General features: G+C 68.8%; 22 protein-coding genes and 1 pseudogene. 19 read left to right on the top strand and 4 right to left on the bottom strand.

Features of this window, described 5'->3' with window-relative positions; all coding sequences use genetic code 11:
• Positions 1-14: 14 nt before the first annotated feature.
• Positions 15-1,058: an L-threonine 3-dehydrogenase gene (gene tdh, locus K5L49_RS11075; RefSeq protein WP_223695287.1), complete on the top strand. Its 1,044-nt coding sequence runs from the start codon at positions 15-17 to the stop codon at positions 1,056-1,058.
• Positions 1,058-2,239, top strand: a complete 1,182-nt coding sequence (locus tag K5L49_RS11070) for a glycine C-acetyltransferase (protein ID WP_223692741.1) — start codon at positions 1,058-1,060, stop codon at positions 2,237-2,239. The genes tdh and K5L49_RS11070 overlap by 1 nt, the downstream gene beginning before the upstream one ends.
• Before the next feature lie 74 nt (positions 2,240-2,313).
• Here K5L49_RS11070 and K5L49_RS11065 read toward each other — a convergent pair whose 3' ends face one another.
• Positions 2,314-3,339, bottom strand: coding sequence for a LacI family DNA-binding transcriptional regulator (locus tag K5L49_RS11065; RefSeq protein WP_223692740.1), 1,026 nt, complete (start codon positions 3,337-3,339; stop codon positions 2,314-2,316).
• A 142-nt stretch (positions 3,340-3,481) separates the two neighbouring features.
• On the opposite strand from K5L49_RS11065, the gene K5L49_RS11060 reads away from it, so the two are divergent.
• Both K5L49_RS11060 and K5L49_RS11055 read left to right on the top strand, forming a co-directional pair.
• The gene (locus K5L49_RS11060; protein ID WP_223692738.1) at positions 3,482-4,885 is read left to right on the top strand and encodes an MFS transporter; all 1,404 of its coding nucleotides are present in this window, start codon (positions 3,482-3,484) and stop codon (positions 4,883-4,885) included.
• A 10-nt stretch (positions 4,886-4,895) separates the two neighbouring features.
• Positions 4,896-7,391, top strand: a complete 2,496-nt coding sequence (locus K5L49_RS11055) for a beta-glucosidase (protein WP_223692736.1) — start codon at positions 4,896-4,898, stop codon at positions 7,389-7,391.
• Positions 7,392-7,459: 68 nt separating this feature from the next.
• Here K5L49_RS11055 and K5L49_RS20455 read toward each other — a convergent pair whose 3' ends face one another.
• Positions 7,460-7,810, bottom strand: coding sequence for a YciI family protein (locus K5L49_RS20455; protein WP_223692734.1), 351 nt, complete (start codon positions 7,808-7,810; stop codon positions 7,460-7,462).
• 98 nt (positions 7,811-7,908) lie between these two features.
• On the opposite strand from K5L49_RS20455, the gene K5L49_RS11045 reads away from it, so the two are divergent.
• The 9 genes from K5L49_RS11045 (at position 7,909) to K5L49_RS11005 (ending at position 16,268) form a co-directional block, all read left to right on the top strand.
• Positions 7,909-9,054, top strand: a complete 1,146-nt coding sequence (locus tag K5L49_RS11045; RefSeq protein ID WP_223692732.1) for a class I SAM-dependent methyltransferase — start codon at positions 7,909-7,911, stop codon at positions 9,052-9,054.
• Positions 9,055-9,348: 294 nt separating this feature from the next.
• Entirely contained in the window at positions 9,349-10,440 is a 1,092-nt protein-coding gene (locus K5L49_RS11040) for a fatty acid desaturase family protein (RefSeq protein ID WP_223692731.1), read from the top strand.
• Between the two features lie 24 nt (positions 10,441-10,464).
• Positions 10,465-10,710: a hypothetical protein gene (locus K5L49_RS11035; protein ID WP_223692729.1), complete on the top strand. Its 246-nt coding sequence runs from the start codon at positions 10,465-10,467 to the stop codon at positions 10,708-10,710.
• An 18-nt stretch (positions 10,711-10,728) separates the two neighbouring features.
• On the top strand, positions 10,729-12,333 hold the full coding sequence (locus tag K5L49_RS11030) for a carboxylesterase/lipase family protein (RefSeq protein ID WP_223692727.1): 1,605 nt from the start codon (positions 10,729-10,731) through the stop codon (positions 12,331-12,333).
• 101 nt (positions 12,334-12,434) lie between these two features.
• Complete coding sequence (locus K5L49_RS11025) at positions 12,435-12,785, top strand: PadR family transcriptional regulator (RefSeq protein WP_223692725.1); 351 nt, start codon at positions 12,435-12,437, stop codon at positions 12,783-12,785.
• A 2-nt stretch (positions 12,786-12,787) separates the two neighbouring features.
• Positions 12,788-13,156 carry a DUF1048 domain-containing protein gene (locus K5L49_RS11020; RefSeq protein ID WP_223692723.1) on the top strand — a complete coding sequence of 123 codons (369 nt, stop codon included), beginning with the start codon at positions 12,788-12,790 and terminating at the stop codon, positions 13,154-13,156.
• Positions 13,153-13,983: an ABC transporter ATP-binding protein gene (locus K5L49_RS11015; protein ID WP_223692721.1), complete on the top strand. Its 831-nt coding sequence runs from the start codon at positions 13,153-13,155 to the stop codon at positions 13,981-13,983. The genes K5L49_RS11020 and K5L49_RS11015 overlap by 4 nt, the downstream gene beginning before the upstream one ends.
• Positions 13,980-14,744, top strand: a complete 765-nt coding sequence (locus K5L49_RS11010; protein WP_223692720.1) for an ABC transporter permease — start codon at positions 13,980-13,982, stop codon at positions 14,742-14,744. The genes K5L49_RS11015 and K5L49_RS11010 overlap by 4 nt, the downstream gene beginning before the upstream one ends.
• A 192-nt stretch (positions 14,745-14,936) precedes the next feature.
• Positions 14,937-16,268 carry a S1C family serine protease gene (locus K5L49_RS11005; protein WP_223692718.1) on the top strand — a complete coding sequence of 444 codons (1,332 nt, stop codon included), beginning with the start codon at positions 14,937-14,939 and terminating at the stop codon, positions 16,266-16,268.
• A 96-nt stretch (positions 16,269-16,364) separates the two neighbouring features.
• Here the strand turns inward: K5L49_RS11005 and K5L49_RS11000 are convergent, their stop codons facing one another.
• Together K5L49_RS11000 and K5L49_RS10995 are read right to left on the bottom strand one after the other, a co-directional pair.
• Positions 16,365-16,886: a DUF6611 family protein gene (locus K5L49_RS11000; RefSeq protein ID WP_223692716.1), complete on the bottom strand. Its 522-nt coding sequence runs from the start codon at positions 16,884-16,886 to the stop codon at positions 16,365-16,367.
• 140 nt (positions 16,887-17,026) lie between these two features.
• Entirely contained in the window at positions 17,027-17,587 is a 561-nt protein-coding gene (locus tag K5L49_RS10995; RefSeq protein ID WP_223692715.1) for a VWA domain-containing protein, read from the bottom strand.
• A 346-nt stretch (positions 17,588-17,933) separates the two neighbouring features.
• Between K5L49_RS10995 and kdpF the strand changes: the two genes are divergently transcribed.
• The 6 genes and pseudogenes from kdpF (at position 17,934) to K5L49_RS10965 (ending at position 25,729) form a co-directional block, all read left to right on the top strand.
• Entirely contained in the window at positions 17,934-18,023 is a 90-nt protein-coding gene (gene kdpF / locus K5L49_RS10990) for a K(+)-transporting ATPase subunit F (RefSeq protein WP_223692713.1), read from the top strand.
• 1 nt (position 18,024) lies between these two features.
• Positions 18,025-19,716: a potassium-transporting ATPase subunit KdpA gene (gene kdpA, locus K5L49_RS10985; protein WP_223692711.1), complete on the top strand. Its 1,692-nt coding sequence runs from the start codon at positions 18,025-18,027 to the stop codon at positions 19,714-19,716.
• A gap of 2 nt (positions 19,717-19,718) precedes the next feature.
• A pseudogene (gene kdpB, locus K5L49_RS10980) lies at positions 19,719-21,871 on the top strand (potassium-transporting ATPase subunit KdpB).
• A gap of 32 nt (positions 21,872-21,903) precedes the next feature.
• Entirely contained in the window at positions 21,904-22,527 is a 624-nt protein-coding gene (kdpC, locus tag K5L49_RS10975; protein WP_223692709.1) for a K(+)-transporting ATPase subunit C, read from the top strand.
• 8 nt (positions 22,528-22,535) lie between these two features.
• Entirely contained in the window at positions 22,536-25,025 is a 2,490-nt protein-coding gene (locus tag K5L49_RS10970; protein WP_223692708.1) for a DUF4118 domain-containing protein, read from the top strand.
• Positions 25,022-25,729 (top strand): response regulator, encoded by a 708-nt coding sequence (locus K5L49_RS10965; RefSeq protein WP_223692706.1) that lies wholly within the window; start codon positions 25,022-25,024, stop codon positions 25,727-25,729. Before K5L49_RS10970 ends, K5L49_RS10965 begins: the two co-directional genes overlap by 4 nt.

Here is a 25,729-nt window from a genome sequence, read left to right as displayed (position 1 = left end):
CAGGGAAGGTGGCGATGAAGGCACTGTTCAAGAAGGAGGCCGGACCCGGTCTCGAGTTGGTCGAGGTTCCGGAGCCCGAGATCGGTCCGGCGGATGTGAAGATCCGAGTACTGCGCACCGGGATCTGCGGAACCGATCTGCACATCCAGCGCTGGGACGACTGGGCGGCCTCCGCAGTGAAGGCCCCGCTCATCCCCGGCCACGAATTCTTCGGCGAGGTGGTCGAGGTCGGACCGCTGGTGCACGATGTGGCGCTCGGCGACCTGGTCTCCGGCGAAGGACACATCGTATGCGGCACCTGCCGCAACTGCCGGGCGGGCCGTCGGCAGATGTGCATCCGCACCCAGGGGGTCGGCGTGCAGCGCAACGGCGCCTTCGCCGAGTATCTGAGCCTGCCTGCCACCAATGTGTGGGTGCACCACAGCGCCATCGAGCCCGAGGTCGGCGCTCTCTTCGACCCGCTCGGCAACGCCGTGCACACGGCGCTCGCCTTCCCGGTGGTGGGCGAGGACGTGCTGGTCACCGGATGCGGGCCGATCGGCCTCATGGCGATCGCGGTCGCCCGTCACGTTGGTGCGCGCTTCATCGTGGGAACCGACATCAGTGCATCCCGGCTCGCGCTCGCCGAGGGCATGGGGGCCGACCTCACCGTCGACGTGTCGAGATCCCCTATCCACTCCGCGCAGGAGGTGCTCGGCATGCGCGAAGGCTTCGACGTCGGTTTCGAGATGAGCGGGGCTCCGGCCGCGTTGCCGCAGATGATCGAGAACATGAACCACGGCGGCCGCATCGCCATGCTCGGTCTGCCGTCGGCTCAGATCGCCGTGGACTGGGGCATCGTCGTCACCCATATGCTCACCCTCAAAGGCATCTACGGCCGCGAGATGTTCGAGACCTGGAACGCGATGGGGGCCATGCTGCAGACCTCGGCCGTGCTGCGGGAAGCGATCGCCTCGATCGTGTCTGACCGCTTCTCCGCCCGCGACTGGCAGAAGGGGTTCGCTGCCGCGGCCTCGGCCGGCGGGGGCAAAGTCATCCTGGATTGGACGGAGCTCTGATGATCGCCACCTTCCGCGACCACATCGCCAGGCAGCTCGCCGAGATCGAGGAGGCAGGTCTCACCAAACGGGAGCGCAGCATCCGGGGGCCGCAGCAGGCGCTGATCACGGCCGACGGCGCACCGGTGCTCAATTTCTGCGCGAACAACTATCTCGGCCTGGCCGACCATCCCGACCTCGTCGCCGCGGCGAAGTCCGCGCTCGACGAGTGGGGTTACGGCATGGCCAGCGTGCGCTTCATCTGCGGAACGCAGGAGCAGCACCTGGAGCTGGAGCGCCGGGTGTCGCACTTCCTCGGAACCGAGGCGACCATCCTTTTCTCGTCGTGCTTCGACGCGAACGGCGGAGTGTTCGAGACGCTGTTCTCGGCCGAAGACGCGATCATCTCCGACGAGCTCAATCACGCGTCGATCATCGACGGCATCCGGCTCTCCAAGGCGCAGCGGTTCCGCTACAAGAACCGCGACCTGGCCGACCTCCGTGCGCAGCTGGAGGCGGCGGTGGATGCGCGTTTCACGGTGATCGTCACCGACGGCGTGTTCTCTATGGATGGCTACATCGCTCCCCTCGCCGAGATCTGCGACCTCGCCGACGAGTTCGGCGCGCTCGTGTTCGTCGACGATTCGCACGCCGTCGGGTTCGTGGGCGAGCACGGCCGCGGAACCCCCGAGCTCTGCGGCGTTGCGGATCGGGTCGATATCTACACGGGAACGTTCGGCAAGGCCCTCGGCGGCGCATCCGGCGGGTACGTCTCGTCGCGGCAGGAGATCGTCGACCTACTGCGCCAGCGTGCGCGGCCGTACCTGTTCTCGAACACGCTCGCGCCGTCGATCGTGGCCGGGACGCTCGCCGCCCTCGATCTGCTCGAGCAGTCGGACGGCCTGCGGGCGCAGCTCGTTGACAATGCGCACCTGTTCCGCACGCTGATGAGCGAGGCGGGCTTCGACCTGCTGCCGGGTGAGCACCCGATTGTGCCGGTGATGTTCGGGGATGCTGCGCTCACCGCCCGTATGGCCGGCGAGATGCAGAAGCGCGGCGTCTACGTGACGGCGTTCTCGTTCCCGGTCGTGCCGCGCGGCACGGCGCGCATCCGGGTGCAGCTCTCGGCGGCGCACACCGCCGACGAAGTGCGCCGTTGCGTCGATGTGTTCATCGCCTCCCGCGACGCCGTGGCGGGTTAGGCCCGGTCGCAGCCGAGTCCGTGCGAAATGGGGCGGAATCGCTCGACTACGCGGACCATTCGGGGACTCGGTGGCTACCGGGGTGGGGCAGTCGAGTCGCGGGCGATCAGAGCGGCCGCGGGGGCATCGAGGCGCTCGACGCGCTCGCCGGCGCGCATGCGGGTGTATGCGTCGAGGATGGTGTCGGCGAGGGTGTCCGAGGAGAAGGCGACGGTGCTGAGGCGGGGGATGTAGTCGGCGGCGCCGGGATGGTCGTCGGCGCCGATGACGGAGACCTGATCCGGCACTCGGATGCCGGCATCGGCCAGGGCGCGGATCGCCGCCATCGCCAGCCGGTCGTCGGCCGCGACGACGCCGGTCGGGGCGGCGCGGTCGTAACGCCAGCCCTGCGCCCAGTCACGCAGCGAGACGCTGGATGCCCCCGCGTTCACGACCGTCAGCGCGGCGCCGGCGTTCGCGGCCGCGCCGGCGGCGCCGGCGAGGCGTTCGCGACCGGTCTCCAGGGCGGCGGGGGCGGTGGGCGCCAGGAAGACGATGCGGCGGTGGCCGAGGCCCGTGAGATGCTCGACGGCCACCCGCCCGAAGGGGAGCTGAGGGACGACGAGAGAGGGCGCGTACGTCACCGGCTCCGGGCCGTGGACGATGAGAGCCCGAACGCCGGAGAGGCGGAGGAGCTCCGTGGTGGCCGGTGTGCAGCGGACGGCTTCCGCCAGCACGGCTTCGGGGCGGAGCCTGGCCCATAGCTGACCGGCATCGGCTCCGCACTGCTCGGTGTCGACGTGCCGGACCGCGTCCGTGCCGTCTTCGATCGTGCGTTCGAGCAGGAGGGCGAACGCCCGGGCCAGCGACTGGCCGTAGTCTCGCTGGTCGGCGGCCACCAGCAGGCCGGCGACGGCCTCACCGCTGGCGAGGGATCGGGCCGCGATGTTGGGGGTGTAGCCGAGAAGGCGCGCGGCTTCTAGAACCCGGTGGCGGGTGTCATCGGAGACCCGCGAGTTGGGCTTGTCGTTGAGAACGAACGACACCGTGGCACGCGAGACGCCGGCAGCGAGGGCGACGTCGGCGCTCGTCGGGGCTTTGACGACCTGGGGTGTGAACATGCTGCTCTCAGTCTAGGTCGGAATGGGCCTTCCGGTTACGCGCGTAATCAAAAACCGAGCACCGGCTTGTATTCTCGGGATCGGGTGACTATGGTTACGCGTGTTAGCAAGCAAAGTCGCCTGCAGTGAAAGGACTTCCCCCGTGACAACGCCGTCAGATGACCTCCCCGAGGGTCCGCGCCCTGTGCAGCCCACCCTCCCATCCAACCTCACCGGTGTGCCAGACAGTGCCGCCCTCGGCTCCACCCTCGCCACCGCCGGCTCGGTCTTCAGTGCGGCCCCGACCACGGCCGTCTCGGCGCAGCGCCCGCAGAAGGTGAAGGTGCGTGGCAAGCTGTTGAAGCTGATGCTCTCGATGTCGGTGGCCAATCTGGCGATCTTCAGCATCTGGGGTGCTGTCCCCGGCATCCTGCTGCCGCTGCAAGTGCAGGGCATCGTCGGCAACGACCCGACGGCCAAGGCGGGCGCTCTCGGCATCATCGCCACGATCGGCGCATTCGCGGCCATGGTCGCACAGCCGCTCGCGGGAACGATCTCCGACCGTACACGCAGCCGGTTCGGGCGTCGTGCGCCCTGGATGGTTGCAGGCAGCCTGATCGGCGGTCTGGCACTCCTCGGGATGGGCGCGTCGAACACGCTCGTGCAGATCGCCATCGCCTGGGTCATCGTGCAGGTGGCCTACAACTTCGCGCAGGGCCCGCTGAGCGCGATCCTCCCCGATCGTGTTCCGAGCGCTGTGCGAGGAACCTTCGCCGCCCTCAGCGGGCTCGGGCTCATGCTCGGAGCCCTCGGCGGCCAGATCGCCGGAGCCGCGTTCGCCACAGCGATCCCGGCCGGCTACCTCGTCTTCGCCGGTGTCGCCCTCATCGTGATCGTGCTGTTCGTCGTGCTGAACCCGGACAAGTCGAACAAGGGCGAGCCGAAATCGGAGTTCAACTTCGTGGCGTTCCTCAAGACGTTCTGGGTCAGCCCGGTCAAACACCCCGACTTCTTCTGGGGTTTCCTCGGGCGGCTGCTGCTCTTCGCCGGCTACTTCATGGTCACCGGTTATCAGCTGTTCATCCTCCAGGACTACATCGGGCTCAAAGGCGGCGCCGTCGCCGTCATCCCCCTTCTCGGTGTGCTCAGCCTCGCAGGCACCCTGATCTCGACGCTCGTCGGCGGCCCGCTCTCAGACAAGCTCGGCCGTCGCAAGATCGTCGTGATCGTCGCCGGCGTCATCCTCGCGATCTCGCTCCTCTTCCCGCTGATCATGCCGACTCTGACCGGAATGATGCTCTTCTCGTTCGTCGCCGGGCTCGGATTCGGCGCGTATCAGTCCGTCGACACGGCACTGATGAGCGAGGTGCTTCCGTCGCAGAACGACTTCGCGAAAGACCTGGGTGTTCTGAATATCGCGGCGACCCTGCCCCAGACGCTCGCACCGGGTCTCGCTGGGCTGATCGTCGTGCTCGCCGGTGGTTCGTACACCCCCCTGTTCCCGATCGGGATCGTGATCGCGCTGCTCGGCGCTGTCGCCGTGCTCCCGATCAAGTCCGTCCGCTAGGAGGCGCACCATGACTGACATCACCGAATCTGCTGCGGCCACGACACCCACCGAGGCCGTGATCGCCGGGATGCTGGAGCGGCTCACCCTGGAGCAGAAGGTGCGCCTGCTCACCGGCGCCTCGTTCTGGACACTGCACGACGAGCCCGCGATCGGGCTGGAGACGATCGTCGTCTCCGACGGGCCGGCCGGCGTGCGCGGGCAATTGTGGGACGAGCGCGACAGCTCGGCGAACCTGCCGTCGCCGACCGCGCTCGCCGCCTCCTGGGATGTGGAGCGGGTGTTCGAGTTGGGCACCCTGATCGCCGCGGAGGCGCGTCGCAAGGGAGTCTCGGTGGCTCTCGGCCCGACCGTCAACATCCAGCGCTCGCCGCGGGGCGGCCGCCACTTCGAGGCGTACAGCGAGGATCCGTGGCTCTCCGGCATCGTCGGCACCGCCTTCGTCAAAGGCGTGCAGTCCTGCGGTGTGGGCGCGACGCCCAAGCACTACGTGGCCAATGACAGCGAGACCGACCGCATGACGGTCAACGTCAATGTGGATGAGCGCACCCTGCGCGAGGTCTACCTCGCGCCGTTCGAGCGCATGGTCACCGAGGGTGGCGCCTGGCTCGTGATGTCGTCGTACAACTCGGTGAACGGCACGACGATGACCGAGAACGATCTGCTGACCTCCCCGCTGAAAGACGAGTGGGGTTTCGACGGCGTCGTCGTCTCCGACTGGATGGGCGTGCGCGACACCGTCGGCGCAGGCGAAGCGGCGCAGGATCTCGCGATGCCCGGCCCGGAGGGTGTCTGGGGGGATGCGCTGGTGCAAGCCGTTCGCGCCGGCCAGGTCGCCGAGTCGGCGATCGACGAGAAGGTGCTTCGCATCCTGCGGCTCGCCGCGCGTGTCGGTGCCCTCGCCGATGTCGCCCCTGCCACTCCGCCCGCCGAGCCGTGGCCGCAGGCACGCATCGACGCTCTGCTGCGCGAGGCCGCCGCCGACGGCATGGTGCTGGTGAAGAACGAGGGTGTCCTGCCGATCGACAAGGCGTCGTCGCCGCGCATCGCGGTGGTCGGTCAGCATGCCCGCATCGCCCGCAGCCAGGGCGGGGGCTCGGCGACGGTGTTCCCCGACCACGTGGTCACGCCGCTCGCCGGCCTCATCGAGACGTTCGGGGCCGAGAACGTCTCCTTCGCGCCGGGCGTCCTCGCCTCCGACTCCGTGCTGCCGATGGATGCGGCGGTCTCGACAGACCCGGTCACCGGCGAATCCGGCGTACACGTGCGGTTCCTGGCCGAGGACGGCCGAGTGGTGCTCGACGAGCACCGGGGCAGCGGCCGGCTCACCTGGCTGGGCGACCCCGTGCTCGGCGAGACCGCCGTCGTGGAGGCGACGACGACCTTCACCGCCCCCGCAGACGGCGAGTACGCGGTCGGCTTCGCCGGTCTCGGGCTGTTCCGGTTCGAGGTGGATGGCGAGCTGAAGAGCGACGGTCTGTTCTTCCCCGAGGGCACCGACCCCTTCATGGCGTTCCTGAACCCTCCGACGCAGTCGTTCCCGCTCGTGCTGACGGCGGGTCAGCGCGTCGCGCTGCGGCTGGAACACCGCCCGCAGCAGCAGGCCGGTCTCGCCGCTGTGATGTTCACGCTCGGCTATGAGGAGCCGTTCGCCGACCCCGCCGACGAGTTCGACCGGGCGGTGGCCCTCGCTGCCGCCTCCGACATCGCCGTTGTGGTGGTCGGCACGACCGACCAGCTCGAATCCGAGGGCTTCGACCGCACCGATCTGCGGCTGCCGACAGGCCAGGACGAGCTGGTCCGGCGTGTGCTCGCCGCGAACCCGCGCACGGTCGTGGTGGTCAACTCGGGCGGTCCGGTGATCGTGCCGTGGCTGGCCGATGCGCCTGCCGTGCTGCTCACGTGGTTCCCCGGGCAGGAGATGGGTGGCGCTCTCGCAGACGTGTTGTCGGGCGTGCGTGAACCGGGCGGCCGCATCCCGACCACCTGGGCTGCGGCGGAGGACGATGTGCCGATCTGGCAGGTCGAACCGGTCGGCGGCCAGCTGTTCTACGACGAGAAGCTGAATGTCGGGTACCGCGAGTGGGTTCGTCGGCAGAACCTGGGCGGCCCGGCTCCGGCGATCCCTTTCGGCCACGGTCTCGGATACACCGAGTGGGAGCTCGGTGAGCCGGCCCTGGTCGGTGTGCCGGATGCGGCGGCGGGCCTCGACCTGACCATTCCGGTGAGGAATGCGGGCGCCCGCGCGGGAAAGCAGGTCGTGCAGGTCTACCTCTCGCGGGTCTCGGAGTCGTCGGTCGATCGGCCGGTGCTCTGGTTGGCCGGGTATGCGGTGATACGGGCGGAGCCGGGCGCGATGACCACGGCGACCGTCCGCATCGAGCCCCGCGCGCTGCAGTACTGGTCGGTGGAGGATCACGCGTGGCGCACCGAGCCGGGCGTCTACGCCGTGCGCACCGGCGACTCTGTCGCCACGCTCTCCGCTCCCCTCGAATTCACCGTCTGACCTGACCGCGAGAGCTGCCGAATGCTGCCCATTCCGGCGGAATGGCGCGCATTCGGCAGCTCTCGCGGTCAGTGGATGAGGCGGCGCACCTCAACGGGGGAGAAGCGGGCCTCGACGAAGCGGCCGGCGATCGCGATCGCGCGTTCGCGGGTCTCGCACTCCACCGTGTAGTAGCCGCCGACCCACTCCCTCGCCTCGCTGAATGGGCCGTCTGTGCTGTGCACGCGTGTCGGGTCCGCGCGGTCTGCGCGCACCACGACGGCGTCGTCGATGCCCAGTTCGTTGGTGTCGACGAGTTCTCCGGAGGCGGTGAGTTCGGCGATGATCTCGTCGTGCGTCCGCCGGAACTCGCCGGCGAGCTCACCGTCGATCGCGGCCTCGGCGTCGGCGTTGTTGTAGATGAGGATCTGGAATCTCACGGGAGGCTCCTTTCTCTGTGGTGACACTACGACGTCGAACGGGCGCGCACTGGATCGACATCCCCGGCGGGCGATGTCGCGGGGTGGTAGGAAGGAGCGTGCCCAGCTTCCCCGAGTTCCCGTTCGAGCGCCTGCGTCGGCGTCCCGACGTCGAAGCGCCCAACCTGTTCGCCGTCGATGCCGCCGACCGGCTGATCCTCGACACGGGCGCCGAGGCGATCGCAGGGGAGAGGGATCGCACCGGGGGTGTGGTCGTCATCGGGGATGCGTACGGCGCGCTCACGCTGGCGGTCGCCGCGGCAGGCGTGCGCGGCGTTCGCGTGCACCAGGATCCGCTCACCGGCTCGCGCGCTCTGGCCGAGAATGCGGCGCTCCTGGGCGAGGAGGGAACGTACGCCGAACATTCCCTCGACCCTTCACTGGTGACCGGTGCCCGGGTGGTCCTGCTGCGGCTTCCCCGAAGTCTGGATGCGCTCGCCGAGATCGCCGCACTGCTCGCCGAGCATGCCGACCCCGACGTAACCGTCTTTGCCGGTGGCATGGTGAAACACCTGACCACCGCGATGAACGGGGTGCTCGGTGGCGTGTTCGACTCGGTGCGGGCCTCGCTCGCCCGGCAGAAGGCGCGCGTGCTCACCGTCGCCGACCCGCGGCCGGAGGCGGCGGCCGCGCTCGCCGCCTGGCCGCGTCGCGCGTTCGATGAGCAGCTCGGCCTGTGGGTGTGCGCGCACGGCGCCGCCTTTGCCGGAACGTCGGTCGACATCGGAACGCGCCTGCTTTTGCGTGTGCTCGATCAGGCGGTCCCGGATGCGCGCACGGCCATCGACCTCGGCTGCGGTACCGGCGTGCTCGCGACCGACCTCGCCCGTCGCCGTCCGGAAATCCGGGTGATCGCCAGCGACCAGTCGGCGGCGGCCGTCGCCTCTGCGACCGCCACCGCCGCCGAGAACGGGGTCTCGTCGCAGGTCGTCGTCGTGCGAGACGACGGGCTCGCCACCCAGCCGGACGGGAGCGCCGACCTGATCGTTCTCAACCCGCCGTTCCACATCGGCAGCGTCGTGCACACCGGAATCGCGCACCGCCTGTTCGCCGATGCGGCCCGCGTGCTCGCCCCGGGCGGCGAACTCTGGACCGTTTGGAATTCTCACCTCGGCTATCGCGGGGCGCTGGAACGGTCGGTCGGCCCGACGCGTCAGATCGTGCGCAACGCCAAATTCACGGTCACCGCGTCGAGTCGACGCTGACGTCAGGCGCCCTGACGGGCCGGTGTCACCGCGAGGAGGCCGAGATACGCGACATCGCCGGAATCGCGCGCCACGACGAAGGAGACCCGGGGATATGAGAACTTCCTCCGGCAGCGGCCGGCCGTCCCCTCCCGTGCGGGATGCTGCGAGACGGCACCCGCCGGCTCACCGAATGACGGCGAGTCGACGCCCGACTCACGGGCGCTGATCAGGGTGGGGGGATAGCTTTAGCACATCTGAGGGTGGACACCCGACAACGCCGGCTGGGAAGTCGAATCGACGGAACGGCACGGCATGTCATCACTCGCACCCATTCTCGGGCCGGTCCGTCGCACCGGGCCCAGAATCACCACGCAACCGACCGGAACAGGAAGCTACTCCCGGCTGCTCAACACGGTGCGCGACCACGGCCTCCTGCGCCGCACGCCGACGTTCTACGCCCTGGTCTTCTCGGGTCTCGTGGTGGCGCTCGCCTCCGGCATCGCCGGCATGGCGCTGCTGGGTGACAGCTGGTTCCAGCTGCTCGTCGCAGGTGCCCTCGGGATCATCTTCACGCAGTTCGCGTTTCTGGCCCACGAGGCGTCGCACCGGCAGATCGCCACCTCCGGTCCCCTGAACGACAGGATGGGCCGCATGCTGGCCACGCTGGTCGTCGGCATCAGCTACTCGTGGTGGATGACGAAGCACACCCGTCACCACGCCAACCCGAACACCATCGGAAAAGACCCCGACATCGAGATCGACACCATCTCGTTCGTCGAAGAGGATGCGGCGAAGCAGCGCGGTCTTCTCGCGCTCATCACCCGCAAGCAGGGGTACCTCTTCTTTCCGCTGCTCGCCTTCGAGGGCATCAACCTCCACTACCGCTCGTTCGGCACGCTGCTGAAGCGCGGCAAGGTCGAGGGGCGCGCCAAAGAGATCACTTTCCTGCTCGTGCGGTTCGCCCTCTACCTCGGCGTGGTCTTCTGGCTGATGCCGTTCGGGGTGGCCGTGGCCTTCCTCGGAGTGCAGCTCGCCGTCTTCGGCATCTACATGGGCGCCAGCTTCGCCCCCAACCACAAGGGCATGCCCCTCATCGCGCCGGGCGTCAAGGTTGACTTCCTCGGCCGTCAGGTTCTCACCTCGCGCAACATCGAGGGCTTCGGGACCACCGCGTTCATGGGCGGGCTCAACTACCAGGTGGAGCACCACCTTTTCCCAAGCATGCCCCGGCCCCACCTGCGCAAGGCGGCGGCGATCGTGCGTGAGCACTGCGCGGCCGAGAACATCCCGTACACGCAGACCACGCTGATCAACTCGTATGCGATCGTCATCGAGTATCTGAACCGGGTGGGCCTCTCCGCCCGCGACCCGTTCGACTGCCCCGCGGCGGCCGTGCTCCGCTGACGTGAACGTGGGCGCGTCATCCGCGTGAGAAGGCCCCGGCCGACCAGGCTCGTGGCTTTCCTCGTCTACCCCCGCCGCGAGGGCGCGGACGTCTCGGTGCTGCTCAAGGCGGGTACCGCTTCACCGCCCTCCACTCTGGCGATCTCCTCGGCCTCCGAGGCGACGCCGGCGCTCGATGTGTTCACGCTGTACGACCAGTCGGACGCACCGCGCTTCGTCACCTACGTCTATCGCGGCACCGTCCCCGCCGCTCCCACCCGTTCAGGGTGACGGGACGGCGGTGGTGGGATGAGCGGCACACTACGGCGGGAGAGGCCTCTGCGCGTAGCCGTCACCGGCGGTGAGGTGCTCGGCGTCCGCGAGGGGGCGGTCTGCGCGTGGCGAGGCATCCCGTATGCGGCGCCGCCCTTCGGGGAACTGCGGTTCCGTGCGCCGGCGCCGGTGGTGCCGTGGTCGGGTGTGCTCGACGCCTCCCGGTTCGGGTCGATCGCACCCCAGACGCTGCGACGGCGGATGCGCGGGGTTCCGGCGGTCGTCGCCGCCGATGAGGACTGTCTCACCGTGAACGTGCAGGCTCCGGCGGTAGGGGAGCATGCGCTTCCCGTGATGGTCTTCATCCACGGCGGCGGCTACAGCGCGGGGTCGTCGCGCGAGTTCTCGGGGCAGGGGCAGAGCTTCGTGCTCACCGGACGAACCGTCTACGTGAGCTTCAACTACCGGCTGGGCCCGCTTGGCTACCTCGACTTCCGGCGATACGGCACGGGGGAGCGACCCGTGGACGGCAACCCGGGGCTGCGGGATCAGGTCGCGCTGCTGCGGTGGGTGCACGAGAACATCGGTCGGTTCGGCGGCGACCCCGCCAATGTCACCGTCTTCGGGGAGTCGGCCGGAGGGAATGCCGTCACGACCCTGCTTGCCACGCCGGCGGCCGGCGGGCTGTTCGCGCGGGCGATCGCGCAGAGCGCACCGCCGGGTGCGGTCTACGGCCCGGAATTGACCGCCGCCTGGGCGGAGGAGTTCGTCGGCATCCTCCGAAAGAGTCCTCTGCTCGGCGACGATGTTGCGAGCGGGGGCGACGACCTTCGGCTGCTCACCCACGCGCCCGTCGACGCCTTGCTCGCCGCTTCACTGGTGCTGCAGGCGCGCACGCCCGACGAGTATCCCGGGATGTTCTGTCTTGCGCCGGTCGTCGACGGCGACCTCCTGCCCGAGCATCCGCTCGTGGCGTTCCGCGATGGACGGGCTCACCGGATCCCGCTGATCATCGGCACCAATGAGCGTGAAGGCTCCATCTTCCACGGCCGTGTGGACATCCTGCCGCGCACCGCCAGCCGCATCGCCGCATTGTTCTCCCGGGCGCCGGTCGGATCGCACAAGCGGATGCGGCAGGCCTACCCGGGCCTCCCCTCGGCCAGGCGGTCTGCGGACGACTTCGGCGGCGACTACGGATTCTGGTTTCCGAGCATCCGGCTCGCGGACTTCCATTCGGCGTTCGCCCCGGTCCACGTCTACCGGTTCGACTTCGCGCCGCGCCTGCTCAAGCTTGTCGGCCTCGATGCGACCCACGGTGTCGAGATGTTCGCGCTCTTCGATCGGATGGATGTGCCGCTCGCCCGTGCCATCACGTCGCTCGGAGGGCGTGAGGCGTACGCGGCGGCAGGGGAGCGGATGCGGGAGCACTGGCTCGCCTTCGCGGAGGACGGCCGTGTCGCCGCCGACTGGCCCACCTACGACGAGCACGCCCGCAGCACGCTCATCATCGCCGGGCAGGACCGTCTGGAGAACGATCCCCGGCGAGCGCGCCGACGGGCTTGGATGCTGTTCCTTCCGCAGGTGCAGCGCCCGGTGGGGCGTGCAGCCGCTGTGCCGCGCCCCGCGACTCTCCCTCACTAGCCTCCCGCCGAGCCTTCAGAATCGCCCCCTTGCGCCGTCGCTATTCAGTGTTACTATCTAGTGGTAGTCAGCAACACTGAGTAGCTGGCGGGAAGGGCTCCATGGCCAAACAGATGACCGAGATGCTCAAAGGCACCCTCGAAGGCATCGTCCTCGCGATCCTGACCCTGCAGCCGGCATACGGCTACGAGATCACGGCGCGGCTGCGCGAACAGGGGTTCTCCGACATCGTCGAGGGCACCGTCTACGCGCTGCTGATCCGGATCGAGCAGCGCGGCCTCGTCGACGTGACGAAAGTCCCGTCCGAGAAGGGGCCGCCACGCAAGGTCTACTCGATCAACACCCTCGGCGGCGAGTACCTCGACGAGTTCTGGGGCTCCTGGAACTTCCTCGCCGAACGGATCGAACAGCTCCACCGCACCATCGAACACCCGCACAGAGACGGAGAGTAATCATGGCAGTGAAATGGATCGAGACCCTCGTCGGGTCGCTCGAACAGAAGAAGCAGTACCGACAGGACAAGGCCCGCATCGACTCGCTCCCCGAGCCGTACAGCACCGCCGCGAAGGCGCTGCACCGGTACTTCATGTACTACGGCGGGATCACCGACGGTGACACCCTCATCACGATGTTCGGCGACCTGGCCGACCTGTGGGAGCGCGCGGCCGTCGATGGAACGCCGGTGCGCGACATCGTCGGCGACGACCCGGTCGAGTTCGCCGAAGCGTTCGCGCAGTCCTATCTGGGAACGCAGTGGATCGACAAAGAACGCGCTCGCTTGACCAAGGCCATCGAGGACGCCGAGCGAAAGGAACGGAAATGACCACCGAACCCGCCATCCGGGTGCAGGGCGTCGAGAAGTCGTTCAAAGACCTGAAGGTGCTCCGCGGGGTCGACTTCGAGGTGGCCAAGGGCAGCATCTTCGCGTTGCTCGGCTCGAACGGAGCGGGCAAGACGACACTGGTGCGCATCCTGTCGACGCTGCTGAAAGCCGACGCAGGAACGGCGACGGTGCACGGCTTCGACGTCGCCGTCGACTCCGGCGACGTGCGCGAGTCGATCAGTCTGACCGGCCAGTTCGCTGCGGTCGACGAAGTGCTCACCGGCCGCGAGAACCTCGTGCTCGTCGCCCGGCTGCGCCACCTGCAGAACCCGGGCGCGATCGCCGACGATCTCCTCGCCCGCTTCGCTCTCACCGACGCCGGCGGTCGCAGGGCGGCCACCTACTCGGGCGGGATGCGCCGCCGGCTCGACATCGCAATGAGTCTGATCGGGAACCCCCCGGTCATCTTCCTCGACGAGCCGACGACCGGGCTCGACCCCCAGGCGCGCATCGAGGTGTGGCAGACGGTCAAGCGTCTCGCCGGCCAGGGGACGACCGTGCTGCTCACGACCCAGTACCTCGACGAGGCCGAACAGCTCGCCGACCGCATCGCGATCCTGCACAAGGGCACGATCATCCGGAACGGCACCCTCGCCGAGCTCAAGCAGCTGCTACCGCCCGCGAAGGTGGAGTACATCGAGAAGCAGCCCTCGCTCGAGGACGTGTTCCTGGCGCTCGTCGGCGACACCGGCGAGACCGAGACCGAGAGCGACACCGAAGACGACCGTGCCGCTGGCGCGGCCTCCGCACGGAAGGAAGCACGATGACCAGCCACGTCCTCGGCGACACCGGTGTTCTGACCGGCCGTTCGCTGCGACACATCCTCCGCAGTCCCGACACGATCATCACGACGGTCGTGACCCCGATCGCCCTGATGCTGCTGTTCGTCTATGTGCTCGGCGGCGCGATCCACACCGGCTCCGACCAGTCGTACGTCGACTACATGCTGCCGGGCATCCTGCTCATCACGATCGCCTCGGGCGTCGCCTACACGGCCTACCGGTTGTTCCTCGACCTGCAGGGCGGCATCTTCGAGCGGTTCCAGTCGATGCCGATCGCGAGGTCGAGCGTGCTCTGGGGGCATGTGCTCACCTCCCTCGCGGCGAACCTGGTCTCGGTGGCGGTGGTCATCGGTGTCGCCCTGATCATGGGATTCCGATCGGGGGCCTCCGTCGGCGCCTGGCTCGCGGTCGCCGGCATCCTCATCCTGTTCACTCTCGCCCTGACGTGGATCGCCGTGATCGCCGGACTGTCGGCGAAGACGGTCGACGGCGCGAGCGGGTTCAGCTATCCGCTGATCTTCCTGCCGTTCATCAGCTCGGCGTTCGTGCCGACCGCATCGATGCCCGGCCCGGTGGCCTGGTTCGCGGAGAACCAGCCGGTCACCTCCATCGTGAACACCATCCGGGCGCTGTTCGCCCAGCAGCCCGTGGGTGGGGACATCTGGATCGCGCTGGCCTGGCTCGTCGGCATCCTCATCGTGGCGTACGCCTTCGCGATCGTGATCTACCGCCGGAAGATCAGCTGAGACGTGCCACGTCCCGCCGCCGACCGGGCGGCGGGACGAGGTGCGCCTGGGCAAAGGAAACACTCAGCAAGCACAAATATTCATAGCCGGTTCATGAGGTCCGCCAATGATTCCCGAGGGATCGCGGCGTTAGCTCGTCTCATCAGATCGACGTTCGGCTCGGAGCCGAACGGTCACGGAAGGACGAGAACGATGGACGAGCACGGCGTCATCCCCGAGCCGAACGCAGACGAGTCCGCGTCGACGACCAATCGGAATGTCACGGCCCCGCAGCCGGCCCCTGGCACCCCGCCGAACCGTCCCACCCGGCATCTGTCGAAGCGGGCGCTGATCGCGATCGGCGTGACCGCGGCCGCGGCCCTGTGCATCGGATCGGTCGGCGGCACCTGGGCGCTGACCTCGACCCTGACGAGCCTGCAGGCGCAGGCCAGCAGCAACGCACTGGCCGAGAAGGAGCGCAACGCGCTCGAAAAGGCGCTCGCCCAGCAGCGTGCGCAGAGCGGCCAGAGTTCCGACGGCAGCGGTTCGGCCAGCGGTGCCGCCTCCGGGACCAGTGCGACGGCGGCGCAGTCGGCCGGCATCGTCACGATCACCTCGCAGATGCCGTACCAGGGCGAGGAGGGCGCCGGAACGGGCATGGTGCTCACGAGTTCCGGCGAGATCCTCACCAACAACCACGTCGTCGAGGATTCGACGTCGCTGACGGTCACCGTCGTCTCGACAGGACAGTCGTACAGCGCCACCGTGGTCGGGACCGACCTCACCGATGACATCGCGGTGCTCCAGCTCTCGAACGCCTCCGGGCTCACGACCGCGAAGATCGACACCGGCAACACGGTTGCCACGGGAGACGGCGTCACGGCCGTCGGCAACGCAGGTGGCACAGGTTCCCTGACCGCCGCGACCGGAACTGTGGCGGCACTCGATCAGACGATCACCACCCAGTCCGAGGCGACCGCCGTCTCCGAGACCCTGAACGGTCTCATTGAGACGAACGCCGACATCCTGGCCGGCGACTCGGGCGGTCCGCTCTACGACGCGAACGGCGGGATCATCGGCATCGACACCGCGGCCTCCAGCGGAGGGTCGCAGACGGCCGGCTTCGCCATCCCGATCAACTCGGCGCTGGGCATCGCCCAGCAGATCGAGGCGGGCGCGGCCAGCAGCACGGTCACCATCGGCTACCCCGCCTTCCTCGGGGTGGAGGTGGCCGCCACCCCCACCGGTGAAACCGGAAGTGGCACCGCCTCCGGCCTCGGCCAGCTCGGCGGCTCGACCGGCACGGCCTCCATCGCCGGTGCACCGATCGCCGATGTGGTCTCCGGAGGGCCGGCCGAAGCCGCCGGTCTCGTCGCAGGGGACACGATCACCGCTGTCGACGGCGCTGCGATCACCTCCGCGAGCGATCTGACCGCCGCGCTGAAGAACGACAAGCCCGGACAGTCTGTCTCGATCACCTGGACCGACTCCGCCGGCCAGTCGCAGACGGCGACGGTGACGCTCACCCAGGGGCCGGCCGCTTAGGCCTGCGCGACGGAGAACGGCCGCGGGGGATACGCCTCCGCGGCCGTTCTCGATTCTCGGACCACCGTTCTCGGATCTCGGAACAGTGTTCTGGGCTCACCGGCGCCGCACCGCGACAGGGGTGCCGCCGGGGAGCGCGTCGTACACCTCGGCCCACTCCGCCTCATAGGCCACCGGGTCGACGCGGCCGGCGAGGCGACGCTTCTCGAGTGCATCCAGCCGCTCCATCGTCGAGCGGAGCAGGTCGCCGTCGCCGTACACCTTCAGTTCGCCTCCCACCGAGACGGTGGAGACGATGATGCTCTTGACCCGTCCGCGCAGCAGGCGGGTGAGCCGGGCCCCGACCCAGAAGCCTGCGAGGTAGAGCAGCAGCAGCACGCACAACCCGAGGACCGGCGGCCACGCACCGGCCAGCAGCACCATCGCGACCAGAGCGGTCAGCGCTCCGGCGATCGGCCACGAGTGCGCGAAGCGCAGGGCACGCCGCTCCGCGCGGGTCGTGCCCGGCGGGTAGACGATCAGTCGAACCCGGCGCCACAGACCTCGGCTCGCGGGGGTGACGTCGACGGTTCCCCAGGGCGCTCCGCCCTCGGCCAGCCTTCTCCAGAACTCGTTCACGGCTTCAGGATGCGCCGGTCGCCGCGGCCCGGCGCCGATCCTTGCGAAGTCCTTACGTCGGCCGCCGCAAAACTAACGCGTCCCTGACACATTGCCACCTGACGCACCGCCGCCGGCCGCACCGCTTCGTCGCGTGCCGGTCAGCGCCCGCATACCGCCGGCCATGGGGCCGCGGGGTCGTCGTCGCGCGAGAAGCGGTGACGCTCGGGGTCGATCCCGCGCAGTGTCGCTGCCCCGACGCAGGGTATGGCGAGCAGATCACCGGCGCGGAGGTCGCCGCCCAGTTGCGGCACGGCCGACGGTTTCGAGGGTCCACCCGCCGAACGCAGACGCACTTCGGTGTCGTGGGCCGTCGAGATCCGTCCGATCAGCCGGGTCTCGGCGACGTCGGCGGTGCAGCCGGCCAGGCGGGCGTCGACCCAGGCGTCGATGGTGCCGTCATCGGCGGTGCTCACGGAGAGCACGCGCGTGACGACGACGGAGGCGAGCTCGGTCGGCGACGGGATGCCGCCGGTGTGCGGGATGACGGCGGCCGCCGTGTGTGCACACGGTGTGCCGCACCAATCCGCGAGGCGAGTGAGCGAGACGCCGGCGACGGTCACATCGTCGAGGCCGGCCGTCGTGAACTCCGGCCAGGCGTCCCGATCGAGCGGGGTGGGGAGGGAGCGACGGAGGGAAGGGAGCAGATGGGTGATGGTCACGACACCGTTCTAGGCCGCCCCGCGTGGGCGCGGGCCGGTGCTAACGGAACTCCGACGCCCAGAGCCCGGATCCCAACGCTTCCGAGACGCCGGAGGTGCCGTTCCGATCGGAAACCGTTAGGAGTCGGGCCGACCCTGTATGGATTCCGTTAGGACGGCGTTCCGGCGCTCCCGCGCCGAGTTGTATGGGTCCGTGGTTCCGGCAGAGCGCCGGGACCGATCGCCGGTCACCCGACCTGGCGTGGCATCCGGATGGAGAAGTTCCCGTGTTGGACATCGTTTGTGTTGTGGGGATCCTCGCGCTCGCCGCGATCGTCGCCCTGATCGGAAAAGGGGTGGAGAAGCTGTGATCTTCTTCAACCTGCTGGCGGCGGCGCTCGCCGTCGCCGCGATCGCGTATCTCGTGTACGCCCTCCTGAAGCCGGAGAAATTCTAGGATGCACCAAGATTTCTCGGTCACAGCCTGGCTGTTCGTCGCCCAGCTGGCGACGCTCGTGCTCCTGCTCGGGCTCACCTACCGTCCGCTCGGCGACTACATGGCCGCCACCTTCACCTCGCGCAAAGACCTGAAGGTCGAACGCGGGTTCTACCGGCTGATCGGCGTCGACTCCCGGGTCGAGCAGAGCTGGCCCGTGTACCTGCGCAGTGTTCTCGCGTTCTCGGTCATCGGCATCCTGCTGGTCTACCTGCTGCAGCGGGCGCAGGCGATCCTGCCGTACTCGCTCGGGCTCCCGGCTGTGCCGGAAGGCCTGTCGTTCAACACGGCGATCTCCTTCGTGACGAACACCAACTGGCAGTCGTACTCGCCCGAGGCGACGGTCGGCTACACGGTGCAGATCGCGGGCCTGGCGGTGCAGAACTTCCTCTCCGCCGCCGTCGGCATCGCGGTCGCGATCGCGCTGGTGCGCGGATTCGCTGCGCACCGCTCGGGCACGATCGGCAACATGTGGGTGGACGTGACCCGCGCGGTCATGCGCATCCTGTTGCCGCTCTCCGTCGTCTTCGCCGTGATCCTCATCGTGGGCGGTGTCGTGCAGAACTTCAACGGCTTCGAGCACGTCACCTCGCTCACCGGCGGCACCGTCACCGTGCCAGGCGGACCGGCGGCGTCCCAAGAGGTCATCAAGCTGCTCGGCAACAACGGCGGCGGCTTCTTCAATGCCAACTCGGCGCATCCGTTCGAGAACCCGACTGCGTGGACGAACCTCGTCGAGATCTTCCTGATGCTGCTCATCCCGTTCGCGCTGCCGCGCACCTTCGGCACGATGGTGGGCGACAACCGCCAGGGGTACGCGATCCTCGGGGCGATGGCCTCGATCTTCGTCGTGTCCCTCGTTGCGCTCACCCTGTTCGAGCTGCAGGGCGGCGGCGCCGCGACGCACGCCGCCGGGGGCGCGATGGAAGGAAAGGAGCAGCGGTTCGGCATCCTCGGTTCGACGCTGTTCGGCACCACGAGCACGCTCACCTCGACCGGCGCGGTCAACTCGATGCACGACAGCTACACCCCGCTCGGCGGCATGATGACGATGCTCAACATGATGACCGGCGAGGTCGCTCCGGGTGGGATCGGCGCCGGGCTCTACGGCATCCTCGTCATCGCGATCATCGCCGTGTTCCTGGCCGGATTGATGGTCGGGCGCACACCCGAGTACCTCGGCAAGAAGATCGGGTCGCGCGAGATCAAGCTTGCGAGCCTCTACATCCTGATGACCCCGACGCTCGTGCTCGCCGGCACCGGGCTGAGCTTCGCCATCCCGGCGATCAGGAACGACATCGAGAAAGTGTCGATCCTCAATCCGGGGCAGCACGGCTTCTCGGAGGTGCTGTACGCGTTCACCTCGGCCGCGAACAACAACGGTTCGGCGTTCGCCGGGCTCACCGCGAACACGCCGTGGCTGAACGCCGCACTCGGCGCGGCGATGTTCCTCGGCAGATTCGTCCCCATCGTGTTCGTGCTGGCGCTCGCCGGCTCGCTGTCGGGGCAGGACAAGATCCCCGCGACCGCCGGAACGTTGCCCACGCATCGGCCGCAGTTCGCCGCGCTCGTCGTGGGGACGATCGTCATCGTCGCCGCACTCACCTACTTCCCCGTACTCGCGCTGGGTCCCCTGGCGGAAGGGCTTCACTGATCATGTCCACACTCACCACCACCGCGGCCGGCCGCGAACAGCATCAGCCGGAGGAGAAGGCGCCCAAGGGGGCGTTCAACGCCCGCCAACTCCTCACCGGTCTGCCGGGCGCCTTCCGCAAGCTCAACCCGAAGGACATGTGGCACAACCCCGTCATGTTCATCGTGGAGGTCGGAGCGGCGCTCACGACCGTGCTCGCTATCGCCCAGCCGTTCCTCGGAGAGCAGACGTCGGGCGGCTCGGCCGCCACGCTCGCCTTCACCTGGGCGATCGCCGTCTGGCTCTGGTTGACCGTGCTCTTCGCCACCCTCGCCGAGTCGGTCGCCGAAGGCCGTGGCAAGGCGCAGGCGGCGAGCCTGCGCAAGACACGCACGACGACCGTCGCCAACCTGATCGCCGACTACGACCCCGCGGTCGACGCCCCCGGGACCGGCGCCGCGATGACGCAGGTGGCCTCGGCCGACCTCCGTCTCGGTGACGTCGTCGTCGTCACGGCCGGCGAGCTGATCCCGGGCGACGGCGACATCGTCTGGGGCATCGCCTCGGTCGACGAGTCGGCGATCACCGGAGAGTCCGCTCCCGTCGTGCGGGAGTCCGGCGGCGACCGGAGTGCGGTCACCGGCGGAACGCGGGTGCTCTCCGACCGCATCGTCGTGCGCATCACCAGCAAGCCCGGTGAGACGTTCGTCGACCGCATGATCAAGCTCGTCGAAGGGGCGGCCCGGCAGAAGACTCCGAACGAGATCGCGCTGAACATCCTTCTCGCCAGCCTGACGATCATCTTCGTGGTCGTGGTGCTCATCCTGGGCCCGACCGCCGGATTCGCGAACGCGGCTCCGACGGTGCCGGTGCTCGTCGCCCTGCTGGTGTGCCTCATCCCGACGACCATCGGCGCCCTGCTCTCGGCGATCGGCATCGCCGGCATGGACCGGCTCGTGCAGCACAATGTGCTCGCGATGTCGGGTCGCGCCGTCGAGGCGGCGGGCGATGTGACGACGCTGCTGCTCGACAAGACCGGTACCATCACCTACGGCAACCGACAGGCGGCCGAGTTCGCGGCGGTCGAGGGTGTCGAGCCGATCGAGCTTGTGAAGGCCGCGGCCCTGGCGTCGCTCAGCGACCCGACGCCGGAAGGCGCCTCCGTGGTGGCTCTGGCCGAGAAGCTCGGATATGTGCACGAGGGCGACCTGGCCGGCGAGGTGGTTCCGTTCACCGCGCAGACCCGGATGAGCGGGGTGGACTTCGCCGACGGAACCCAGGTTCGCAAGGGCGCCACCTCGATGCTCATCGCCTGGGCTCAGGAGACGACCCGCGTTCCGTCTTCGATTCTCAGCGACCTGGACGAGAAGGTGCAGCGCATCTCCGAGTCCGGTGGAACGCCGCTGGCGGTCGCGGTCAAGTCCGCGACGGGTGAGGCGACCATCCTCGGGGCCATCTACCTCAAAGACATCGTCAAGGCCGGTCTCGCCGACCGGTTCGCCGACCTGCGCCGGATGGGGATCCGCACCGTGATGATCACCGGCGACAACCCGGTCACCGCGAAGGCGATCGCGGCGGAGGCCGGAGTCGACGATTTCCTCGCCGAGGCGACGCCGGAGGACAAGCTGGCGCTGATCCGCAAGGAGCAGCAGGGCGGCAATCTCGTGGCGATGACCGGTGACGGCACGAACGATGCCCCGGCGCTCGCCCAGGCGGATGTGGGGGTCGCGATGAACACCGGGACCTCGGCCGCGAAGGAGGCCGGCAACATGGTCGACCTCGACTCCGACCCCACGAAGCTGATCGACATCGTGCGCATCGGCAAGCAGCTCCTGATCACCCGCGGTGCGCTCACCACGTTCTCGATCGCCAATGATGTGGCGAAGTACTTCGCCATCATCCCGGCGATGTTCGTGGGGTGTTCCCCGGGCTGCAGGCGCTCAACATCATGCAGCTGCACTCGTCGTCGTCGGCCATCCTCTCCGCCGTGATCTTCAACGCGATCATCATCGTGATCCTCATCCCCCTGGCGCTGCGCGGCGTGCGGTACCGGCCGCGTTCGGCGTCGTCGCTGCTCAGCAGCAATCTGCTGATCTACGGCGTCGGCGGGATCATCGCCCCCTTCATCGGCATCAAATTGATCGACCTGGTCGTCGGTCTGATCCCCGGATTCTAGAGACCCGAGAGAAAACGGAAAGACAAGACATCATGAACGCATCACTCCGCGGCACCGGACGACAGTACGGGGTGGCCCTGCGGGCCGTGCTCCTCTTCACGGTCGTGCTCGGCATCGCCTACCCGCTGGCCGTCACCGGGATCGGCCAGCTGGCTCTTCCCGCGCAGTCCGATGGATCTCTCATCACCTCCCAGGGGAAGGTCGTCGGCTCCAGCCTGATCGGGCAGTCCTTCACCGACAAGAAGGGGATCCCGCTTCCCCAGTGGTTCCAGTCCCGGCCGTCGGCGGCGGGAACGGGCTACGACGGTGCGAACTCGTCCGGCAGCAACCTCGGGCCGAACAACCCGGACCTGGTGAAGGCGATCGATGAGCGCAAAGCGGTCATCGAGAAGGTCGACGGTGTCAGCGCCTCGCAGATCCCGGCGGATGCGGTGACAGCATCCGGGTCGGGTCTCGACCCGCACATCTCGCCGGCCTACGCACTGCTGCAGGTCGACGCCGTGGCCCGGGCCCGGGGCATCGGCACCGCCGAGGTGAAGAAGCTCGTCGAGGAGCACACGCAGGTCCGGGATCTCGGGTATCTGGGAGAGCCCACCGTCAATGTGCTGCAGCTCAACATCGCATTGGCCGCGCTGGATCCGGCCGGGAACAAGTAGGCGCTGCCTTGACCAGCCGAGGCCGACTCCGGGTGCTGCTCGGTGCAGCACCCGGAGTCGGCAAGACCTATCTGATGCTCGAAGAGGGGCATCGGCTGCGCGACCTGGGCAAAGACGTGGTCGTGGCGGTCGTGGAGACCCACGAACGCGCGGCCACCGCCGCCATTCTTGACGGCCTCGAGCTCGTGCCGCGCAAAGCCGTCGAACACCGCGGCATCACGCTGACCGAGCTCGACCTCGACGCGGTGCTCGCCCGGCATCCGCAGATCGCCCTCGTCGACGAGCTCGCCCACACCAACGCCCCCGGATCGGCGAACGAGAAGCGCTGGCACGACGTGGGGGTCATCCTCGACGCCGGGATCGACGTGATCTCGACGGTGAACGTGCAGCACATCGAATCGCTGAACGACGTGGTCGAGCAGATCACCGGGGTGCCGCAGCGCGAGACGATCCCCGACTCGATCGTGCGCAGTGCCGCACAGATCGAGGTCGTCGACCTGACACCTCAGTCGCTGCGCGACCGGTTGGCCGAGGGGCAGGTGTACCCCGCCGCCCGCATCGACGCCGCGCTCTCGAACTACTTCCGGCTCGGCAACCTGACGGCGCTCCGTGAGCTGACCTTGCTCTGGCTGGCGGATGAGGTCGACAGCTCTCTGCAGCGGTATCGGGCCGAGCACGGCATCGAACAGAAGTGGGAGGCGCGCGAGCGGGTCGTCGTCGCCCTCACCGGCGGGCCGGAGGGCGAGACCCTGCTGCGGCGCGGCGCCCGAGTCGCGGCCCGCTCCGGCAGCGGCGAACTGCTCGCCGTGCACGTCGCGAGCCAGGACGGGTTGCGCGAGACCGACCCGGCGGCGCTGGCGGCGCAGCGCAAACTCGTCGAGGAGCTCGGCGGCACCTATCACCAGGTCGTCGGCACGAACACCCCAGATGCGCTCGTCGCGTTCGCCCGCGCGAGCAACGCCACCCAGCTCGTGATCGGTGTCTCACGACGCAGCAGGCTCACCGCCCTCCTGACAGGGTCGGGGGTGGGGTCGACGGTCATCCGCGAGTCGGGGGACATCGATGTGCATATCGTCTCGCACGCCGCGGCGGGCGGGCGGCACCTGCCGAAGTTCCGGCGCACGGGCGCGCTCAGTGTGCGTCGCCGCGTGTACGGGTTCCTGCTCGCGCTGCTGGCCGGGCCGCTGCTCACTCTGGTGCTCCTGCCCATCCGCAGTGCCGATTCGCTCACGACCGACGCGCTCAGCTACCAATTGCTCGTCGTGGTCGTCGCCCTCGTCGGCGGCATCTGGCCGGCGCTCTTCGCGGCCGTGCTGTCGGGTCTGACTCTCGACTTCATCTTCGTCAGTCCGTATTTCACCCTGACGATCGGCCGGCCGACGCATCTTCTCGCGCTCGGGCTCTATGTGGTGATCGCGGTGCTGGTCAGCGTCGTCGTCGACCAGGCGGCACGGCGCACCCGCAGCGCCGCGCGTGCCGCCGCCGAGTCGGAGCTGTTGGCGACGATCGCGGGCGGGGTGATCCGGGGCGGCGACGCCGTGCAGGCCCTCGTCTCTCGCACACGCGAGGCGTTCGGGCTGCGGGCGGTGCGGTTCACCGCGGGCGATGACGTTCAGACGGTCGACGGCGAGGTCGATCCCGCCGATGTTCCGACGACGGTCCCTGTCGGCTCGCGGGGCACGCTCGAGCTGTTCGGCGACGATCTGCAGGCGGCGGATCGCCGGCTGCTCGCGGTGATCGTCACACAGCTGGATGCCGCCCTCGAGCATCTCGACCTCAGCTCGGTCGCCCAGGAGGTCGGCCCGCTGGAGGCGACCGACCGGGTGCGCACCGCGTTGCTGGCGGCCGTCGGCCACGACCTGAGGCGTCCGCTCGCAGCGGCGACCGCGGCCGTGACGAGCCTCCGCTCGGCGGCCGGCCGGCTGTCGGCGCGCGACAAGTCCGAGCTGCTGGAGACCGCCGAGGTGAGCCTCCAGGGTCTGGCCGATCTGCTGACGAACCTGCTCGATGTGAGCCGGGTGCAGGCGGGGGTGCTGGCGATCTCGCTGGAGACGGTCGACCTCGAAGACGTGCTCCCTCCGGTGCTCGACGAGCTCGCTGTTCGGCCGGGGGAGGTCGTCATCGATGTGCCGCACGATCTTCCGCCGGTGTCGGCGGATGCGATCCTGTTGCGCCGGGCTCTCGTCAACCTGCTGAGCAACGCTCTGCGCTATTCGCCCGAGGGGCGGCCTCCCCGCGTCGGAGCCAGTGCGTTCGGTGGCAACGTCGAGATCCGGGTCTCCGATTGCGGGCCCGGCGTGCCCGACGACCGCAAGGAGGAGATCTTCCACCCGTTCCAGCGCGTCGGCGACACCGACAACAGCGCGGGCATCGGTCTGGGGCTCGCCCTGACCAAGGGGTTCGTGGAGGGGATGGGCGGCGAGCTCGCGGCCGAGGACACTCCGGCGGGCGGCCTGACGATGGTCCTGTCGCTCCCGGTGGAGCGGGTGGCGCCGTGAAGATCGTCGTCGCCGACGACGACCCGCAGATGCTCGGCGCCTTGCGGATCCTCCTCGGCTCGCACGGCTACGAGGTGGTGCGCGCCCGCACGGGGAAGGAGGCGCTCGACGCGATCGTCGACGAACATCCGGATCTCGTGGTGCTCGACCTGGGGATGCCGCGGCTGAGCGGTGTGGAGGTGATCAGGGCGATCCGGGGCTGGAGCCGCGTGCCCATCCTCGTCATCTCGGGTCGCTCCGACTCCGCCGACAAGGTGGGCGTGCTGGATTCGGGGGCCGACGACTTCGTGGCGAAACCCTTCTCGGCCGACGAGCTCCTCGCGCGCATCCGTGCGCTGACCCGCCGGAGCGTCGGTGCGCTCGAGAAGCCGATCGTGCGTTTCGGCGCCGTCGCGGTCGACCTCGGCGACAAGATCGCGCTCCTCCGCCGCGAGGGGGGCGAGGAACCGGTGCGCCTGACTCCGACCGAGTGGCAGATTCTGGAGCTGCTGCTCCGGAACCCTCGCAAGCTGATCACGCAGCGCACGATCCTGACCGAGATCCGCGGCCCGCAGCATGTCGGCGACACCGGCTATCTGCGCCTGTACATCGCGCAGCTGCGCAAGAAGCTCGAACCGGATCCGGCCCGACCCCGCTACCTGCTCACCGAGCCGGGCATGGGTTACCGCTTCCAACCGGACACCGAGCTCGACGGGGAGGTGTGA

It is taken from the genome of Leifsonia poae, assembly GCF_020009625.1.
GTDB lineage: Bacteria > Actinomycetota > Actinomycetes > Actinomycetales > Microbacteriaceae > Leifsonia > Leifsonia poae_A.
The sequence above is the reverse complement of the archived record's forward strand: the minus strand, read 5'-3'. Positions and strand labels throughout refer to the sequence as shown.

Excerpts from the sequence above, each read along its gene's own strand:
- tdh (WP_223695287.1), top strand. The coding sequence starts at position 15 with ATGAAGGCACTGTTCAAGAAGGAGGCCGGACCCGGTCTCGAGTTGGTC.
- K5L49_RS11070 (WP_223692741.1), top strand. The coding sequence starts at position 1,058 with ATGATCGCCACCTTCCGCGACCACATCGCCAGGCAGCTCGCCGAGATC.
- K5L49_RS11065 (WP_223692740.1), bottom strand. The coding sequence starts at position 3,339 with ATGTTCACACCCCAGGTCGTCAAAGCCCCGACGAGCGCCGACGTCGCC.
- K5L49_RS11055 (WP_223692736.1), top strand. The coding sequence starts at position 4,896 with ATGACTGACATCACCGAATCTGCTGCGGCCACGACACCCACCGAGGCC.
- K5L49_RS11040 (WP_223692731.1), top strand. The coding sequence starts at position 9,349 with ATGTCATCACTCGCACCCATTCTCGGGCCGGTCCGTCGCACCGGGCCC.
- K5L49_RS11030 (WP_223692727.1), top strand. The coding sequence starts at position 10,729 with ATGAGCGGCACACTACGGCGGGAGAGGCCTCTGCGCGTAGCCGTCACC.
- K5L49_RS11025 (WP_223692725.1), top strand. The coding sequence starts at position 12,435 with ATGGCCAAACAGATGACCGAGATGCTCAAAGGCACCCTCGAAGGCATC.
- K5L49_RS11020 (WP_223692723.1), top strand. The coding sequence starts at position 12,788 with ATGGCAGTGAAATGGATCGAGACCCTCGTCGGGTCGCTCGAACAGAAG.
- K5L49_RS11015 (WP_223692721.1), top strand. The coding sequence starts at position 13,153 with ATGACCACCGAACCCGCCATCCGGGTGCAGGGCGTCGAGAAGTCGTTC.
- K5L49_RS11010 (WP_223692720.1), top strand. The coding sequence starts at position 13,980 with ATGACCAGCCACGTCCTCGGCGACACCGGTGTTCTGACCGGCCGTTCG.
- K5L49_RS11005 (WP_223692718.1), top strand. The coding sequence starts at position 14,937 with ATGGACGAGCACGGCGTCATCCCCGAGCCGAACGCAGACGAGTCCGCG.
- kdpA (WP_223692711.1), top strand. The coding sequence starts at position 18,025 with ATGCACCAAGATTTCTCGGTCACAGCCTGGCTGTTCGTCGCCCAGCTG.
- kdpC (WP_223692709.1), top strand. The coding sequence starts at position 21,904 with ATGAACGCATCACTCCGCGGCACCGGACGACAGTACGGGGTGGCCCTG.